This is a genomic window from Mycobacterium sp. (assembly GCF_049647605.1).
Lineage (GTDB): Bacteria > Actinomycetota > Actinomycetes > Mycobacteriales > Mycobacteriaceae > Mycobacterium.
This window is the reverse complement of the sequence record NZ_JBARXZ010000029.1, coordinates 1-17,482: the sequence shown is the minus strand read 5'-3', so window position 1 is coordinate 17,482 and position 17,482 is coordinate 1. Positions and strand designations below refer to the sequence as shown.

General features: G+C 65.2%; 15 protein-coding genes and 1 pseudogene. 9 read left to right on the top strand and 7 right to left on the bottom strand.

What is annotated here, in order from left to right:
- Positions 1-28 precede the first annotated feature (28 nt).
- From WBB07_RS04115 to WBB07_RS04105, 3 genes are all read right to left on the bottom strand, one after another.
- Positions 29-469: an STAS domain-containing protein gene (locus WBB07_RS04115; RefSeq protein ID WP_526304998.1), complete on the bottom strand. Its 441-nt coding sequence runs from the start codon at positions 467-469 to the stop codon at positions 29-31.
- A gap of 714 nt (positions 470-1,183) precedes the next feature.
- Positions 1,184-3,409, bottom strand: coding sequence for a catalase/peroxidase HPI (katG, locus tag WBB07_RS04110; protein ID WP_526304996.1), 2,226 nt, complete (start codon positions 3,407-3,409; stop codon positions 1,184-1,186).
- Between the two features lie 36 nt (positions 3,410-3,445).
- A complete protein-coding gene (locus WBB07_RS04105) occupies positions 3,446-3,901 on the bottom strand; it encodes a Fur family transcriptional regulator (RefSeq protein WP_526304994.1) in 456 nt (151 codons plus the stop codon).
- Between the two features lie 79 nt (positions 3,902-3,980).
- Here WBB07_RS04105 and WBB07_RS04100 point away from each other — a divergent pair, with 79 nt between their 5' ends.
- Entirely contained in the window at positions 3,981-4,412 is a 432-nt protein-coding gene (locus tag WBB07_RS04100) for a type II toxin-antitoxin system Rv0910 family toxin (protein ID WP_526304992.1), read from the top strand.
- Here the strand turns inward: WBB07_RS04100 and WBB07_RS04095 are convergent.
- Both WBB07_RS04095 and tenA read right to left on the bottom strand, forming a co-directional pair.
- Positions 4,403-6,118 carry a GGDEF domain-containing protein gene (locus WBB07_RS04095; protein ID WP_526304990.1) on the bottom strand — a complete coding sequence of 572 codons (1,716 nt, stop codon included), beginning with the start codon at positions 6,116-6,118 and terminating at the stop codon, positions 4,403-4,405. The two genes, WBB07_RS04100 and WBB07_RS04095, sit on opposite strands and share 10 nt — an antisense overlap.
- 123 nt (positions 6,119-6,241) lie before the next feature.
- A complete protein-coding gene (gene tenA, locus WBB07_RS04090) occupies positions 6,242-6,922 on the bottom strand; it encodes a thiaminase II (protein WP_526304988.1) in 681 nt (226 codons plus the stop codon).
- 79 nt (positions 6,923-7,001) lie between these two features.
- On the opposite strand from tenA, the gene WBB07_RS04085 reads away from it, so the two are divergent.
- The 4 genes from WBB07_RS04085 (at position 7,002) to WBB07_RS04070 (ending at position 11,829) form a co-directional block, all read left to right on the top strand.
- Complete coding sequence (locus WBB07_RS04085) at positions 7,002-8,249, top strand: cytochrome P450 (protein ID WP_526304986.1); 1,248 nt, start codon at positions 7,002-7,004, stop codon at positions 8,247-8,249.
- A gap of 65 nt (positions 8,250-8,314) precedes the next feature.
- Positions 8,315-8,809 carry a thiol peroxidase gene (gene tpx, locus WBB07_RS04080; protein WP_526304984.1) on the top strand — a complete coding sequence of 165 codons (495 nt, stop codon included), beginning with the start codon at positions 8,315-8,317 and terminating at the stop codon, positions 8,807-8,809.
- A 178-nt stretch (positions 8,810-8,987) separates the two neighbouring features.
- On the top strand, positions 8,988-9,620 hold the full coding sequence (ripD, locus tag WBB07_RS04075) for an NlpC/P60 family peptidoglycan-binding protein RipD (protein ID WP_526305124.1): 633 nt from the start codon (positions 8,988-8,990) through the stop codon (positions 9,618-9,620).
- 118 nt (positions 9,621-9,738) lie between these two features.
- Complete coding sequence (locus tag WBB07_RS04070) at positions 9,739-11,829, top strand: acyltransferase family protein (protein WP_526305122.1); 2,091 nt, start codon at positions 9,739-9,741, stop codon at positions 11,827-11,829.
- A gap of 11 nt (positions 11,830-11,840) precedes the next feature.
- Here the strand turns inward: WBB07_RS04070 and WBB07_RS04065 are convergent, their stop codons facing one another.
- On the bottom strand, positions 11,841-12,803 hold the full coding sequence (locus tag WBB07_RS04065; RefSeq protein ID WP_526304982.1) for a ferritin-like domain-containing protein: 963 nt from the start codon (positions 12,801-12,803) through the stop codon (positions 11,841-11,843).
- A 423-nt stretch (positions 12,804-13,226) separates the two neighbouring features.
- Between WBB07_RS04065 and WBB07_RS04060 the strand changes: the two genes are divergently transcribed.
- The 4 genes from WBB07_RS04060 to WBB07_RS04045 are packed head-to-tail and all read left to right on the top strand — an operon-like array spanning position 13,227 to position 17,150.
- Positions 13,227-14,390 (top strand): ABC transporter substrate-binding protein, encoded by a 1,164-nt coding sequence (locus WBB07_RS04060; RefSeq protein ID WP_526304980.1) that lies wholly within the window; start codon positions 13,227-13,229, stop codon positions 14,388-14,390.
- Complete coding sequence (locus WBB07_RS04055; RefSeq protein ID WP_526304978.1) at positions 14,387-15,259, top strand: carbohydrate ABC transporter permease; 873 nt, start codon at positions 14,387-14,389, stop codon at positions 15,257-15,259. Before WBB07_RS04060 ends, WBB07_RS04055 begins: the two co-directional genes overlap by 4 nt.
- Positions 15,256-16,071, top strand: coding sequence for a carbohydrate ABC transporter permease (locus tag WBB07_RS04050; RefSeq protein ID WP_526304977.1), 816 nt, complete (start codon positions 15,256-15,258; stop codon positions 16,069-16,071). Before WBB07_RS04055 ends, WBB07_RS04050 begins: the two co-directional genes overlap by 4 nt.
- Positions 16,068-17,150 carry an ABC transporter ATP-binding protein gene (locus tag WBB07_RS04045; RefSeq protein WP_526304975.1) on the top strand — a complete coding sequence of 361 codons (1,083 nt, stop codon included), beginning with the start codon at positions 16,068-16,070 and terminating at the stop codon, positions 17,148-17,150. Before WBB07_RS04050 ends, WBB07_RS04045 begins: the two co-directional genes overlap by 4 nt.
- A 50-nt stretch (positions 17,151-17,200) precedes the next feature.
- On the opposite strand, the pseudogene WBB07_RS04040 reads toward WBB07_RS04045, so the two are convergent.
- Positions 17,201-17,482: pseudogene (locus WBB07_RS04040) on the bottom strand (HNH endonuclease signature motif containing protein); the annotation flags it as partial.

The window sequence follows — 17,482 nt, the reverse complement described above, 5'->3', positions numbered from 1 at the left end:
TCCCGGGTGCCGGGCAGACGAATTGCGGTCAGGCGGTGCGTTGCAGCAATGGCAACAACGCACTGCGTTGGGCGGTTCTGGTATCGGCGAAATCGTGGAGTGCATCGGCCACCGAATCGACCACCGGCAGCAGCAGGTCACGCAGTGCGGTGTCGAATGTTTCGGTGGTTCCCGGCGCGGTGACCAGCGCCCATTCCACCTCGGTGGCCGCGCAGGTGTGCTCGACGGCGCGCAACATTGCGGCAGCCTCTCGGGTGAAGGCGGTCAGTTCGGTCAGGTCGAGGACAAATGAGGTGTCGGGCAGGACAAACCGGCAGACCTGATCCGTCACCGCGGCGATATTGTCCGCCGTCAGGTCGCCGCGGACGGAAACCACCGTTGCCAGGTGGCGTGCGCAGGGGCGGACATCCGCACCGCCGAACCGCAGCGTCGTTGGGCGATCCATGCGCGGGGCGATCGAAGCGGTCATCGGCGGCCTCAATTCTGGAGGTGGTTCTGGCGGTGCTTGATCGAACTGTGACCAACGCTAACCGTGGAATCTAAGGCCGTCGGGCGATTCAGCTAATGCTTTGATAAGAAACATGCTTCACACCGACCACAGTGGTGGCGTCCGTGAACAGGTTGTCGCGGGGTCTCGTTACGTTCGTAATAGCAAGGGGTGCAACATTTTACGGTGAAATCGCGAGCCCTGGTTCCGGGTTACTCGCCGGTAGGGTTGCGGGTGCCTGCCGGCAAACAGCTTCCCGGTGCGTCGGCGGCGCACCTGCCGCGGAGCCCGATCTCATCCATCTGGATGACGTATTCGATGTCGCGAGATGGTTGGCTCCACAGAGGGCGAAAATGCATTGTGCGCCAACGGCTTTGAATTAAACGCGTGATCGAGGGGAGTTGGCCGATGAACCATCGATCAGAACCAGAGCTGACTCCACATCGGAATCATCACGTCAGAGAAACGATCGTGACGGCGCTGGTGCATATTCCGCACACACTGCCCGAGCCGCACCCGTACTATCCGCCACCACACCCCGATTACCTGGAGTGGTCACGGATGGCGCTCGAGATGCGTCATCTGTGAGCCGTGTCGGCAAAAAGCCCCGAAACCGGCAACACCCCGCGAGTCGGAGGACTCGCGGGGTGTTGGCGGCGGTCACGCAGGCTGTACCTGCGGACCCCTACTTCATGGCTACTTCTTGACGTCGAACCGGTCGGCGTCCATGACCTTGGCCCACGCGGACACGAAGTCGGCCACGAACTTCTTCGACACGCCGTCCTCGGCGTACACCTCGGCAAGTGCACGCAACTGCGAGTTGGAGCCGAACACCAGGTCGACGCGGCTGCCGGTCCACTTGACCGCACCGGAGGCCCGATCCTTGCCTTCATAGGTGCCGTCGTCGGCCGAGGACGGCGACCACACCGTGCCCATGTCCAGCAGATTGACAAAGAAATCATTTGTCAGTTTGCCGGGGGTTTGGGTCAGCACGCCGAGTTTGGTGCCCTGGAAGTTGGTGCCCAGGACACGCAGGCCTCCGACGAGCACCGTCAACTCCGGCGCGCTCAGGCCGAGCAGGTTGGCCTTGTCGACGAGCAGGAACTCGGCAGGCAACGTGGTGCCCTTACCGAGGTAGTTACGGAAGCCGTCGGCCTTCGGTTCCAGATGGGCAAACGACTCCACGTCGGTCTGCTCCGCGGTGGCATCGCCGCGACCCGGAGTGAAAGGCACCGTGACATCAAAACCGGCGGCCTTGGCGGCCGTCTCGACACCGACCGCACCGGCGAGGACCACCAGATCGGCGAACGAAACGCCGGTGTCGGAGGCCTGCTGGATCTCCTCGAGCTTGCGGACCACCTGGGCCAGTTCATCAGGCTCGTTGGCTTCCCAGCCGGCCTGCGGCTGCAGTCGCAGGCGACCGCCGTTGGCCCCGCCGCGCTTGTCGCTGGCACGGAACGACGCAGCAGCTTTCCATGCGGTCGAGACCAACTGCGGAACCGTCAGACCCGAATCGGCGATCTGGGCCTTCAAGGTGCTGATCGCGTCGGCGCTGAGCTGGCTCTGGCCGGACGGGATGATGTCCTGCCACAGCAGATCTTCCTGAGGAACCAACGGCCCCAGGTAGCGCGTCGTCGGCCCCATGTCGCGATGGATGAGCTTGAACCAGGCGCGCGCGAACGCGTCGGCCAGCTCCTGGGGGTGATCCAGCCAGCGGCGGGTGATCTTCTCGTAGATCGGATCGAAACGCAGTGCAAGATCTGACGTCAGCATCGACGGGTGGGTCTTGCCGGTGCCGAATGCCTCTGGCACCGAGTTGGCCCAGCCGCCGTCCTTGGGGCGCCACTGGTTGGCGCCCGCGGGGCTCTTGAACAGCTCCCACTCGTTGCCGTAGAGGATCTCCAGGAAGCTGTTGTCCCACTTCGTCGGCGTATGCGTCCAGATGACCTCCAGGCCACTGCTGACCGCGTCCATGCCGACACCGGTGCCCTGCGGGTTGTGCCATCCCAGGCCCTGCATCTCCAGCGGGGCGGCCTCGGGCTCGGGGCCCACCAGCTCGGCGTCGCCGTTGCCGTGTGTCTTACCGAAGGTGTGACCACCGACGATCAGCGCGGCCGTTTCGACGTCGTTCATCGCCATCCGGCCGAAGGTCTCGCGGATGTCGATAGCCGAGGCCAACGGGTCCGGGTTGCCGTTGGGGCCTTCGGGGTTGACGTAGATCAAGCCCATCTGGACCGCGGCCAGCGGGTTCTCGAGATCCCGCTTTCCGGTGTAACGCTTGTCGTCGAGCCATTCGAGCTCGGGGCCCCAGTACACATCCTCTTCGGGTTCCCAACGATCCTCGCGACCGAAGGCGAAGCCGAACGTCTTGAATCCCATGTCATCGAGCGCAACGTTGCCGGCGAAGACGATCAGGTCCGCCCAGGACAGGTCCTTGCCGTACTTCTTCTTGACCGGCCACAGCAACCGGCGAGCCTTGTCCAGGCTCACATTGTCGGGCCAGCTGTTCAGCGGCGCGAAGCGCTGCATACCGGCGCCCGCTCCACCGCGGCCGTCGTTGACCCGGTAGGTGCCTGCGGCGTGCCAGGCCATCCGGATGAAGAACGGGCCGTAGTGCCCGAAATCGGCCGGCCACCATTCCTGGGAGGACTTCATCACCGAGACGATGTCGGCGCGGACCGCGTCCACGTCGAGGCCTTGTACTGCGGTGGCGTAGTCGAAGTCCTTGTCCAACGGATTGATGACATCCGGGTTCTTCTGCAGGATCTTCAGGTTCAGTTGATTCGGCCACCAGTCGCGGTTGCCGCCGCCTTCGACCGGGGGTTTGACACGGCCGAAGCCCGCGGGGCAACCGCCCTCGGCCTGGTCGGTCTGGGCCTCTCCAATGGGTGGGCTTTCTTCGATCGGGCGATCTTCAGGCACAGCTGTCCTTTCGGGAGTGAGTGAATCGGGCTGTGATCACGGGCGTGATCCCGAAGTGTGCAGTTTTGAACAATCGGGGCACAGGCCCCAATAGATGACTTCGGCCTCGTCGATCGAAAAACCTCTCAGGAGGCCGTGTTCATCGGAGGCGGTCAGACAAGGTGCGTCGCCGACGGCGCAGTCGACGTCGGCGATGACACCGCAGGCGCGGCAGACCACATGGTGGTGGTTGTCGTTGATTCGAGATTCGTAACGGGCGAGGGAGCCTGAGGGCTGGATTCGTCGCACCAGCCCCACCGCGGTCAGAGCATTGAGGACGTCGTACACGGCCTGTCTGGACACCTCGGGAAGTGTGGTGCGCACCGCCACGAAGATCGACTCGGTGTCGGCGTGCGGGTGGGCCGAAACCGCCTGCAACACCGCGACCCGGGGGCGGGTCACTCGGAGATCAGCTGATCGCAGCTGCTCCGCGTAATCCGACACCAATTCCACACCGCAACTATGCACCTCTTTTCTGGATTGAGTCAAGACTTGGGCAGAATTGTTGTCCTCCGGCACTTATCATTCGCGGATGGCCAAACTGGAGCTGTCCCGCGAGTTGTCACTGAGTCCGCAGGACGCCTGGGACCACGTGTCCGATCTCGGTGCGCTCGGTGACTGGCTTGTCATGCACGAGGGGTGGCGCAGTGAGATACCCGCCGAAATTAACGTTGGCACAACAATAGTCGGTGTCGCTGGGGTCAAGGGTATGCGAAATCGGGTGACCTGGACGGTGAAGAGGTACGACCCGCCCCGGATGCTGGAGGTTGTGGGCAAGGGGGTGGGTGGCGCCAAATACGGACTGACGATGGTGGTGGCACCTCTCGGGTCCGGTTGCAGATTCACCGTCACGCTCGATCTCGGTGGCCCACCCCTGTTCGGCCCGATCGGGTCGGTCGCCGCCCGCGCCGTCAAAGGTGATATCGATCGGTCCATCAAGGAGTTCGAGAAGCGTTACGGCTGATTCGGTTTCGGCTGATCGTGTCGGACGTGCGGGTTGCAACAGTAGTTGGCCAGGACCCGGGCGTGCGGCTGGATCGCCGCCAGCTCCCCGGAGCCGGTGTCGGAGAAGATCTCGAGTAGATAGTGGTCGGTGCCATCGGTGGCGGCCACCCCCAGAACTGCCACGTATCCGAGCTGCTCGAGCAGCGCGACCTCGCTGGGGTCTGATTCCGGCAGATCGACCGCCGCCAGAAACGGTTCTCCGGTCTGGATTGCCCGGGAGGTTGCCGGGTAGTCCGCCAGTCGGTAAGTGGAGTCATCGGACACGGCGAGCACCCGCAGCCCCGACACGCGGTCTCTGGAACTCTCGATCCCTTGCATCGAGCGCACCCCGCCCCCGTCATCGGTGGTGATCGACACCGCCCAGGCGGCGGCGTTCACGGTCTTGCAGATCTGGAAAGCGAGAATCTGCAGGGCGGCTGCAGGGGTCGACGGCCCATGAGCATCGAGGATGTCGACCACCTGCGGCACGATATCGGGGGCCAACCGGGCCGCGTCCGAGCCCCGGCTACGGACGGCTCCGGAGGGCACACCCCGGGTGTCAGTGTCGACGACGCCGACGCTGAACCGGCCCGGTCCCAGCCGTTTCGACTGCAGCAGTCCGGAATCGGCGGCCCCGAACAGCGCGGGGCCGGTGTTGACCGCCGATCCGTACACCGACGCGCCCCAGCTCAGCGAGATGTCGCGTCCGGCCAGCTCGGTGATGCACCGGGTTGCCGTCACCGCAAAATGTTCGGCGTCGGCGAGGCTGGACCGCGGAAGCACGATGCAGAACTCATCACCGCCCATCCGCGCCACCAGAGATCCTGCGGTGCTCGCCGCGGTTCGGTTCAGAGCGTCGGCAACGGTCCGGAGCAGTTCATCGCCGGCCGGGTGGCCGTGGCGGTCGTTGACCGCTTTGAAACCGTCCAGGTCGCAAACCAGCAGGGCTGGATGGACCTCGTCGATCTCCATTTCGTCGAAGATCTCGTCGAGGCGGCGGCGATTGGCCAGCCCGGTCAGCGGATCCTCGAACGCCTGGCTCCACACCGCGCTGAACAACTCCGAGCGACCGATGGCAACCGCGGTGTGCGCCGCGATGGCCTGCAGCACCTGAACATCGTCGGGACCGAAGCGGCGGCCGTCGACTCCGGTGGCCCAGATTTCCCCCCACATCGTGTCCTCGTGCATCACCGGCACCGCCAACTCGCACTCCTTGCCGACCTTCAGGAGCGTCACCAGATCTTCGGCGGTGCAGTCGGTGCTGTCGATCGAGTTGATGTAGGGCAGGCCTTGTTGCAGAAGTCGCAGGACTTTGTGATCACCGGTGACCGGGTACAGCTCGTCGTCGGGCCAGCGTTCCTCGCCGGGCGCCAGGTCGCCCACGTTGATCAGTGTCCGCAGCACGTTGTCCTGATGTTCCCACCTGCTGATCGACACCGACGCCGCGCCCAGTGCGAGCATCGAATGATGGGCTATCGCTTCGAGCGCCTCGTCGAAGTACCGCGCGCACAGCACGGCGTGCGACATCTGCAACAGTGCACGCAAGACGGGAACCTGATCGGTATCGGCCGCCGCGACGAGTTCCGCCAGCGTCGGGCTGACGGGCGCTGAATCCGCAGGACGCAACTGGCGCGCACTGCCGTCGCCTTCCCCGACACCCCATCCAGTTTCTGCAGCATTTGCCATGACCCACCCCGGTGAAACTCCACTGACCCTGGCATCGACTGTACGCATCCGTCTCGAAAATGGATGTCGACTGCGATACACCGAGTGGGATCGGTGTTACCTACGAGGTGGTGAGCCGGCAGGTCAGACGGGCCATTCTTCGCGCCGGTAGGACGCGTCGAAGAACATCCATTCATAGCGGGCGGTGGTGGTGAAGTGCGCCCGGGCGCGGGTCGCTTCGTCGATCGGCAGGTCGGCCCCGACGCGGTCGACGAGTTCGAGAACCTCGTCGACGGTGGCAGTGAACTCTTCCCCGCCATAGGTGTCGATCCATCGCTGGAACCTGGGATCGGGTGAGCCGCGCTCGAGGAGGTGTTTACCGACTTCGGCGTAGATCCAATAGCACGGCAAGACCGCGGCCAGACCGTCGGTGAAGGTCCCTGAATAGGTGGTGGCCAGGAGGTAACTCGTATATGCAGTGGTTGTCGGCGCAACCGGGATGGTGCCGATGGCAGCAGGATCCAGGCCGAGCTCGGGCAGCAGGCTGGCGTGCAGGGCCAGCTCGTCTTGGACCACCCCGGCAGCGTGCCGGGAGAACATGGCGGTCTCGGCCAGTGTCGGGCTCTTGGCGCCGACAAGCGCGAGGGTGCGTGCGTAGTCGCGTAGGTAGTGCACGTCTTGGGCGACATAGTGGGCGAAGACGTCCGTCGTCAGAGTGCCGTCGGTCAAGCCGGTGACAAACGGGTGTCGGATGATCGCATCGAAGATGGGTGTTATCTCGTGCCACAGGTGGGCCGACCACGAATCCAGGCTGGGTGCTGTCACGGGCCCAGGGTAGCCACCGAGCCACCATCGCCGCCGTGCCGGTGTCCACGTCCGTGCACCGCCTCGGCACAATGGGGCCATGGCGACCACCGAATCGCACATGTTGCTGGGGGCAGCGCTGGGTCCAGCGAATCGGATCGATCCATATCCGCATTACCGCGCTCTGCGTGAGTACGGCCCGATGCAGCTCCCCGAGGTGAACCTGACCGTCTTCTCGTCGTTCGCCGATTGTGATGCTGTACTGCGGCACCCGGATTCGGCCAGTGACCGGTTGAAGTCGACGCTTGCGCAACGGCAGATCGCCGCCGGTGAGGCGCCCCGGCCCTTCGGCCTGGCGGGGTTGGTCGACCGGCGTCGCGCTCCGGCGTTTCTGTTCATGGACCCACCGGATCACACCCGGCTGCGGACATTGGTCAGCAAGGCGTTCGTGCCGAGGGTGATCAACGAGCTCGCCCCCGACATCGTCGCGTTGGTCGACGACCTGTTGGACACGGTCGAAAAACTTGGCGAGTTCGATGCCGTCTCCGACCTGGCCTACCCCCTGGCGGTCGGGGTGATCTGCAAGTTGCTCGGAGTTCCGGTTGAGGACGAGCCGCAGTTCGGCCGCGCCTCGACGCTTCTCGGCCAGACCGTGGATCCGTTCCTGGCCGCCACCGGAGCTACCCCCGAGGGGTTCGAGCAGCGCATCGAGGCCGGAAAGTGGTTGCGCCGATACTTCCGTGACCTAATCGACCGACGGCGCGGAGACCCCTCCGACGACCTGATCTCGGCGCTGATCGCGGTGGAGGAGACCGGCGATCAGCTGACCGAGGAGGAGATCATCTCCACCTGCAACCTGCTGCTCATTGCCGGTCACGAGTCGACCGTCAGCTTGATCGCCCACGCGGTGCTGGCGCTGCTGCGGCACCCCGACCAGTGGACCGCGCTGGCCGCCGATCCCGGGCGGGTGTCGAAGGTGATCGAGGAGTCGCTGCGCTACGACGCGCCGGCACAGTTGCTGGGCCGGATCGCCGCGTCTGACATCGTGATCGGCACGACCGATGTGCCGGCGGGGGACACGATGATTGTGCTGTTGGCCGCAGCGCACCGCGATCCGACGGCCAACGACCATCCGGACAAATTCGATCCGGATCGAAAAGCGGTCCGGCACTTGGCTTTCGGCCGAGGTGCACATTTCTGTCTCGGCGCGCCACTGGTGCGGTTGGAAGCGTCGGTCGCGCTCTCGGCAGTTGCCGCCCGATTCCCGCAGGCGAAACTCGGCGGCGAGCCGCGCTACAAACCGAATGTGACGCTCCGGGGTCTCGCCGAGCTCCCGGTGTCGGTGTAGCCGGCTACCGGGCCCCGGCGCGACCTGCCTGAGACCTGGGGGCGCGGACTTGGCAGACTGTGTGCATGGCACAGATAACCCTGCGTGGAAATCCCATCAATACCGTTGGCGAGCTGCCCGCGGTCGGCGCGACGGCTCCCGCCTTCAGCCTGACCGGCACCGATCTCGGCGCGGTCGGCAGTGACCAGTTCCAGGGCAAGGCCCTGCTGCTGAACATCTTTCCTTCGGTCGACACCCCGGTGTGCGCGGTGAGCGTGCGTACCTTCAACGAGAAGGCTGCCGCCAGTGGGGTGGCGGTGCTGTGCGTGTCGAAGGATCTGCCCTTCGCGCAGAAGCGGTTCTGTGGAGCCGAGGACATCGAGAATGTGTCCACGGCATCGGCATTCCGGGACAGCTTCGGCGAGGATTACGGCATCACCATCACCGACGGGCCGATGGCCGGACTGCTCGGCCGTGCGGTTGTGGTGGTCGGCGCCGACGGCAACGTGGTCTACACCGAGCTGGTTCCCGAGATCGCTCAAGAGCCCGACTACGAGGCAGCGCTGGCCGCCCTGGCCTAGGTGACCCAGCCCACTTTTGACCGAACCCGCCTCCGGCAGTCACCGTTTTGTCACGGTACGGCATCTCATTGATGTTGTGCGGTGCGCGAATTGGAGCTGGAGGCGGGTTTCGCTGTACAAGTAGGGGTACAGAAGTCCGCCCTCTTCCAGGGCCGGGTCAGGAGAAAAGGGTGACATGCTGAGACGCGTCTACGCTGTCCTGTGCAGTCTGGCTGTGTTGGTGGCATCGGTGGGTATCGGAATCGGAGCCGGGACGGCGGCGGCCGACCCGTTCGGCCGGACTCCGGAACAGTTGCAGGCGATCAGTGTTGTCATCTCCCGGGCGCTGTCGGCACGCGGGATCCCGTTCACCTATGGCGGCGGCAACGCCGACGGTCCCTCTCGCGGTACACCCAGGGATGTCGCAGCGGTCACCGACTCGGCCGGCTTGAGCATCCCCGGCCTGACCACTCCCGGCCTGACGCCCACCGGTTTGGCTCCCGTCGGTTCAGCGCCGACCGGCACATTGCTGGCGCCGGACCCGGCGGCCGATGTTGTCGGATTCGACGCCTCGGGGCTGATCGTGTACGCCTTCGGCGGGGTCGGCATCAAGATGCCGCGTTCTTCGGGACAGCAGTACCTCGCGTCCCGCAAGGTGGCGCCCGCGATGGCGCTGCCCGGCGATCTGATCTTCTACGGTCCGGAAGGGACCCAGAGCGTCGCTCTGTTCATCGGCAACGGCCAGATGGTCGAGACCGGTGACAAGGGTGTCGTAGTGTCGCCGGTGAGAACCAACGACATGACGCCATACCTGGGGCGGATCATCGGCTGACCGGCGCGCCTGCTCGGGTGTGAGATCTGCTCGTGGGCCCTCCTCCGGCTGAGCCGATATGCTCTGGGCCGCGACAGGGCCTCGCGAGAAGTGAAGTGCAGGAATTACACGCGTGCAGATGCTGACCGACAACTACACACCAGTGCGGAGCACCCGGCAGATCCGGCATGATCTCGACGGTCTGCGTGGCGTTGCCATCGCATTGGTGGTGGTTTTCCACGTGTGGTTCGGTCGGGTTTCCGGCGGTGTCGACGTATTCCTGGTTCTGTCCGGCTTCTTCTTCGGCGGCCGGTTGCTCCGGCTCGCCGACGGCGGTGGCCGGCTGGCGCTACCCAGAGAGACGCTGCGGTTGGTGCGCCGACTGCTTCCCGCACTTGTTGTTGTCCTGGCGGTCTGCGCGGTCTTGACCGTGCTCATCCAGCCACAGACCCGCTGGGAGAGCTTCGCCGAGCAGACGCTGGCCAGCCTGGGTTACTACCAGAACTGGCAGTTGGCCAGCACCGCCGGCGACTACCTGCGTGCCAGTGAAGCTGTCAGCCCGCTGCAGCATCTGTGGTCGATGTCGGTGCAGGGCCAGTTCTTCATCGCCATGCTGGTGGTCGTCGCGCTGTTGATGCTGCTGACTTCCCGGATCCCCACGAAGTTCCGGCGGGCGGCCATCGTGACCGTGGTCGGGCTGGCCACCCTCGCGTCGTTCGTCTACGCCAATTTTGCGCACGTCGCCGACCAGTCCAGTGCCTACTACGACACGTTCGCCCGGGCCTGGGAGCCGTTGGCCGGCGTGCTCGCCGCGGCGGTGGCCACCGCGATCCTCTGGCCGGGCTGGCTGCGGGTGACGGCGGCAAGTGTGGGGCTGCTCGCCATTCTGACGTGTGGTGTCTTCATTGACGGGGTGCGCGAGTATCCGGCACGCTGGGCGCTGGTTCCGGTGGGCGCGACGATCCTGATCATCTTCGCCGGTGCCGGCCGCACCCCTGGCGAGGGCAGGTCGCCCTGGCCGTTGCGGCTGCTGAGCCTGCCGGCCATCGTCACCCTGGGGGCGTTGGCCTACGCGCTGTATCTCTGGCACTGGCCGCTGCTGATCTTCTGGCTGGCCTATACCGACCGGGAGTCGGCAGACGTCGTCGACGGTGCGGGCATCGTCGTGGTGTCGCTGCTGCTGGCCTGGCTGACGCTGCACCTGATCGAGGAACCGGTGCGGCAGCGCAGTCCCGCGGCGCATGCCATGCCGGTGCGATGGCACGCCTCCACCGTCCTGGTCTCCTCGGTGGTGGTCCTGGCCACCGTCGCGCTCGTGGCCACCTCGCTGGGATGGCGTCATCACGTCACCGTGGTGCAGGCCAGCGGCGCCGAGCTGACGAGTCTGCCCGACCTGGACTATCCCGGAGCGCGAGCGTTGATCGACGCGTCCCGGGTGGCGAAGCTCCCGATGCGGCCCTCGGTGCTGGAGGCTCGCGAGGACAACCCCGTGACCAATGCCGACGGGTGCATCACCGATTTCCTGGGAACAGATCTGATCACGTGCGAATACGGCGACCTCTCCGCCACCAGGACCATTGCCCTTGCCGGCGGATCACATGCCGAGCACTGGATCACCGGCCTCGATGAACTGGGGTCGGAACAGGGTTTCAAGGTGAAGACCTACCTCAAGATGGGCTGCCCGCTGACCACCGACAACGTGCCGATCATCGCCGGCTCGCTCGAGCCGTATCCGGAGTGCCGCACCTGGATCGACACCGCGATGGATCAGTTGATCGCCGATCAGCCCGATTTTGTCTTCACCACCACCACCCGCCCTTATACCGACGCTCCTGGCGACTTTGTGCCGGACAACTATCTGGGGATCTGGGACCGCCTGGTCGACAACAACATCGCCATCCTCGGGGTCCGGGACACGCCGTGGATGTTTCGTGATGGCGTGCTGTTCTCCCCGGTCGACTGCCTGGCCGACGGTGGTGACGCCGATGACTGCGGGTTGTCCCGCAGCGAGGCACTCGACGACCTCAACCCGACGCTCGACTATGCCGACCGCTACCCGCTGTTGAACCTGCTGGACTTCAGCGATGCGGTGTGCAGCGCAGAGGTGTGCCGGGCGGTGGAGGGCAACGTGCTGGTCTACAAGGACGAGCATCACCTCTCTCCGACCTATGTCCGCTCGATGGCCCCGGAGTTGTCCCGGCAACTCTCGGCGGCCACCGGCTGGTGGTGATGTGCAGTGGGTCAGCTGATCCCGACGACCTCCTGTGCGATCGCCGCGATCCGGGTCTGCGCGGCGGACACCACTCGGGAGCGGTCCTTGTGGGCCTCCTCATAGGCGACGACAACACGGATGTCACCTGAGTCGTTGAGGTCCTTGACCGCGGCGATGGCTTCGGTTTGGTTCAGATCGTCGTAGTCGGCGATCGGCAGCTCTGAGGCGTCGATCACTCCGGCACCCTCGCGGATCGAATGCAGGGCGTCGGCGGCTCCGTCGGCGCCTTCGCGACGGGTGGTCAGTTCGGCGTTCAACAGCGCTCCGTCACGAGCTGCGGCGACTGTCTTGCCCGCGATCTCGCCGGCACGACTGCCGCGTTCCAGCAGGCTCGCCACGGCGGGACGGGTGTTCCGCAGGGTGTCGAGCGCCCGGTCGACACCCCGATAGGACCAAGTGATCGGAAGGTTCACCATCTTGACGGCCACACCTGCCGTGGCTTGCAGTGGTGTTCTCCGAAGGGCAGCCGGTCCGCCGAGGGCATCCTCGGCCAGCACCGTGGTCAGCCAGTGGACCGTTGCCGAGTGCGCGGTGATCAGGCGGTCGGCGAGGGCTTCGACATCGGATTCCCCGGCGGCAACGGCCAGTGCCTTGATGTACCGCGACCGGTCCAGCAGCTGGTCTTCGAGTGCCAGGTCGCCGAGCAGTGCCTCATCGAATGGTTCGGCCTGCTCGGTGAGTGCCTTGACCGCAGCGGCGGCGCGGCCGAGGAACGGACCCAGGACGTCGGGAAAGCCTCCGAGGTCTCGAATGGCCTGTTCGATCGCCTGCGCACGCAGTCGGCCATTGTCGGCGTTCTGTGTGAGCTCGGTGCGGACCGCGTCGGTGCGAGCCTGAGCAACGCGCGTTTCGGCAACTTGGATCTCGGTGTGGGTCAGGTCGAGCACGGTGCGAAGCTGTGCGATCAGCGTGGTCTTGTCTGCGATGGTCATGATTGTTGTCACCCCTTCGGGTCGGTACGCAATGTGGATGTAGATGACGCTCGAGCGCGCCTGCCAACCGATTACCCGCGGAGCCCGGCCGGGTAATCGTTCTCGTCGAACTGTGATCAATGTCGGAATCGCGTATGAATCCCAGCGCAGCGGGTACCAGGGTTGTTCAGTCCCAGGATCGTGATGAGTTTTTTACTCGCCGAGACGGCTGTTCCATTTGTACCGTCGCCATCCGTGACCACATCCGCCTTCTCGCGCCGGCGCGCACTTCAATTGATGGGTTTGGCCGGCGGCGCCGCCCTGCTAGGACCCACACTCACAGCTTGCGGTTCTTCCGGTGGCGGCAGCGCCTTGGCCGGAACTGCCCCAGTGTCAGGGAAATTCGAGGGCACAGTACTGAAGCTTCTGGTCAATCAACCCCATGTGACGTCCTTTCGGGACGTCCTGGCGCCGGCCTGGAACAAACAGACCGGTGGAACGCTGGAGGTGACGGCTGCGCCCTATGACCAGCTGACCAGCAAGCAGATCCTTGACGTGCAAAGTGGCACTGGCGAATTCGATGTCTTCGACTACTTCTACTTCGGCCTCGGTGACCTCGTGGATGCCGGGGCCCTGGTCGACCTGACCGAATGGATCGATACGCACACCGCTGAGATCGGCGTCGATGGTTACCTTCGGTCGATCTATGACCCGTACACCCTGCTCGACGGCAAGCGTTACGGCCTGCCGTACGACGGGGACGTCCACATCTTGTTCTACAACTCCGAGCTGCTGGACCGCTTCGGCGTCGAACCGCCCACCACCTGGGATGAATACGACGAGGTGGCAGCCAAGATCACCACTGATGCCAAGGGCGCCGCGTATGGCGCGATCGTCTCGGGCCAGCAGGTGCCGATGATCCTGGGCTGTTCCTATATCAACCGGCTCACCGGGTACGGCGGCGAGTTGATCGACGCGGCGGGCAAGCCGGCGTTGACCTCGGATGCTTCGATCGCCGCTCTCACCCATCTTGTCGAGGTGAGCCCGGTGGCGCTGCCCACTCCGCTACAGGTGGGTTTCGACCAGGCAAATCAGGCGTTCCTCTCGGGACAGGGAGCACTCTTGGACACCTGGACCGATATGGCGCTGCGCGCCGAGGATCCGACGGCGTCCAGCATCGCCGGTCGGTGGGGCGCGGTGTCATTGCCCGTCGGCGGTGCCAACACGACACCTCGAACCGCGCTGGACGCCGGATTCGGTCTGGGGATCTCGACTGCGTCGCAAAACCAGGATGCGGCAGCCGCTTTCATCAACTGGGCCACGGCGGCACCTCAGAACCTGGAGGTGTCGTCCACAGCGGGTGCCGGCATCGACCCGGTGCGCGGTGACGTGCTCGATTCCGACGGTTACGCCGAGGTGGTCACCGGTGCCATCGAACCGATCCGCCAGGGTCTCGAGGGTGATCCTCTGGTGTGGCCGAAGCAGGCCGGCGCGCCGAAGTTGCTGCAGGACCTGGTCGATCAGTTGGCGCTGGCCCTGGCCGGGACCCAAACCGTCGAGCAGTCTCTGGACAACGCGCAGAAGAGTTGGGAGAGCGCCGCGACATGACGCGACGCGTCCCGCTCTGGTTGGCGCTGCCCGCCATCGCAGGTTTGGTGTTGTTCCTGGTCTATCCGACGGCCTACCTCGTCGGGTTGGCGCTCACGGATTCGTCATTGGCACGGCCACTCCGATCCTTCACCGGCCTGGACAACTTCGAGACCGCGTTTGCGGCGCCTGCGTTCACCCCGTCGCTGTGGAAGTCGACGGTCTTTGCGGTGGTGGCCACGGCCGCGACGACGGTGGTCGGTGGGGTGGTGGCACTTCTGTTGCGTGCTCGTGGGGCCCGCTTCGGGGTGGTGGGCGCCTTGCTGTTGTTGCCGTTGGTGACGGCTCCGGTGCTGATCGGTGTGGCGTGGAAACTGTTGCTGGCGCCCGTCGGTGGTGGGCTTGCCGGCTTCTTCTCCTCGATCGGTGCGGCCGGATTCAACCCGTTGGGTTCCGGTGCGGGGGCATTTGCGGTGTTGCTCGCCATCCACATCTGGCAGTGGATGCCCTTTGCGGTGCTGATCCTGTTCGCGGCGCTCGGGGTGGTGCGCCCCGAGCTGCTCGAGTCGGCTCGTATCGACGGGGCCGGGCCGTGGCGGACCTTCACCACGGTGATCTGGCCCGCGATCGCTCCGACCGCGTGGGCGGTGGCGGTGCTGGAACTCGTGATCGGATACAAGGTCTTCGATCTCATCGTCGTGATCACTTCCGGTGGCCCGGGATTCGCCACAACTCTGTCCCCTTACGTCATCTATCAGACCGGTCTGCGGGGCAGCTTCGACATGGGTACCGCGGCCGCGCAGACATTGGTGTTTGCGGTGGTTGTCGGCGCCGTCGCGACCGCGTTGACGGCGGTGCGGGCCCGCGCGGTCGCGGTGGAGCACCGATGAGCGCCGGGCGGCGCAGACGGTGGTCGATCCGTGCGGCGCTGACGGTGGTGGTGGGGCTGTCGCTGCTACCCATCGGGTACCTGGTGTCGCTGTCGGTGCGGCCCCCGGCCGACGTGCTCAATTCCAGTTTGCTGCCCACACAGTGGACCCTGTCCAATTTCACCTCGGTGTTCCGCACCATCGAGTTGGGCACGATGCTGCAGAACTCGTGGATCTCCGCGGTCGGCGCCTGCCTTCTGGCGGTGGCGATCGCCACGCCCGCAGCCTATTTCACGGCGCGCCGGGTCCGTGGTGAGCGCCTGCTGTCGGTGCTGCTGGCCGGCTACTGTGCGCCACCGATCGTGGCGATCATCCCGTTGTTCTTCCTGCTGCGGGACGTAGGTCTGACCAACAATGTCGTCGGTCTGATCCTGGTCAACGGCATCGCCAATGTGCCTGTCGCTGCCTGGCTGCTCGACGGCTTCGTCCGTCGCATCCCGGTGGAGATCGACGAGGCGGCGGTGATCGACGGGTTGTCGGTGGCCGGGGCGTTCCGCAAGGCGGTGCTGCCGCTGTTGTGGCCGGGGATCGTCGCGGCTCTGCTGGTGGTGTTTTTCCTCAGTTACAACGATTTTCTGTTTGCGGTGTATTTGGCGGTCACGAAGGAGAGTCAGACGTTGACGGTGGGTTTGTCGTTGTTCCAGGGGGACCGCAACGTGCAGTTCGGGCAGCAGGCCGCGGCGGGTCTACTCGGAATCGTGCCGGTGTATGTGCTGGCGCTGGCGGCTCAGAGGTATCTGGTCGGTGGGCTGTCGGTGGGGGCCACCAAGTGAGCACCGTCGAATTGGAGGGCATCACCAAGGCTTTCGGGGACACCACCGTGGTCGACGGCCTGGATCTGCAGTTGGCCAACGGAACACTGACCGTCCTGGTCGGTCCGTCGGGTTGCGGAAAGTCCACAACATTGCGTATCGCGGCAGGGCTGGAATCCGCTGATCGCGGCAGTGTGCGTATCGATGGTCGTGATGTGACTGCTGCGGCACCGCGAGAGCGTGACATCGCAATGGTGTTCCAGAACTATGCGCTGTATCCGCAGTTGACCGTGGCGGGCAACATCGGGTTCCCGCTGCGCAATGCCGGGGTGTCCAAAACCGATACCGTCCAGCGGGTTCGTCAAGCTGCGGACCGGGTCGGGATATCGGCGTTGCTGGATCGCAAGCCCCGGCAGCTTTCCGGTGGGCAGCAGCAGCGGGTGGCCATTGCGCGTGCTCTGGTGCGTACTCCGTCGTTGTTCCTGTTCGATGAGCCGCTGAGCAATCTCGATGCCAAGCTGAGGGTCGAGCTGCGCTCGGAGATCCGCCGGCTGCAGCAGGAGTTGGGTATCACCGCCTTGTATGTGACCCACGATCAGGAAGAGGCGATGACAATCGCAGACCAGCTGGTGGTGCTCGATGCCGGCCGGGTCGCCCAGCGGGGGACACCCGAGGATCTCTACCAGCGTCCGGGTAACACCTTTGTCGCCGGTTTCATCGGGTCGCCGAGTGCAAACTTGTTGGCGGGCAGCGTCCGTGACGGGGTGTTCAGCTCCGACGGGGTGGTGTGGCCCATCCTCGGGGGTGTCACGGCCGGCGGCGAGGTCACCATCGGAGTGCGTCCCGAGGATCTCCTCGTCGAGCCGGCGTCAGCGGACTCCGCTGACGGGCTGGTGCAGCTCGTCGAATTGCTGGGACCACGCTACGTGGTGATCGTCCAGGTGGGCGGGCATCGGCTCACCGCCGTGGTGGAGACTGCGGTGATGGCCTCCTGGTCGCAGCCCCTGGCCCCGGGTGCACCGGTGACAGTGCGGGCCCGGCCGGGCCGCGCACACATCTTCAGCACCGCCACGGGCGAACGCGTCGCTGCGGCCAGTTAGAAGGGTGGTGCGTCGTCGTCGGGTCCGTCGTCGGGTCTGGGTGGGGGTGGTTACCAGTCGGCGGGGATGTGTTCGTCTTCGAGAGGGTCGTTGATCCAGGGGCACCATCGGCTGGTGCTGGTGTGGCCGCCGTTGAGGACGCGGTGGGTGCGGCGGAAGTTGGTGCGCCACTGGCGGAGTTCGATTTTGTGGGTGCGGGCGCGGTTGAGCTGTCGGGTTTCGGTGTTGGCGGCGCGTTTGGCGGCCATGCCGGCGCGGGTGGCGGCGGTGCGTGTGGCTTTGGTGAGGCGGTGGTTGGTGCGTCGCGGGGTGGGGCTGGCGGCGGCGATGTC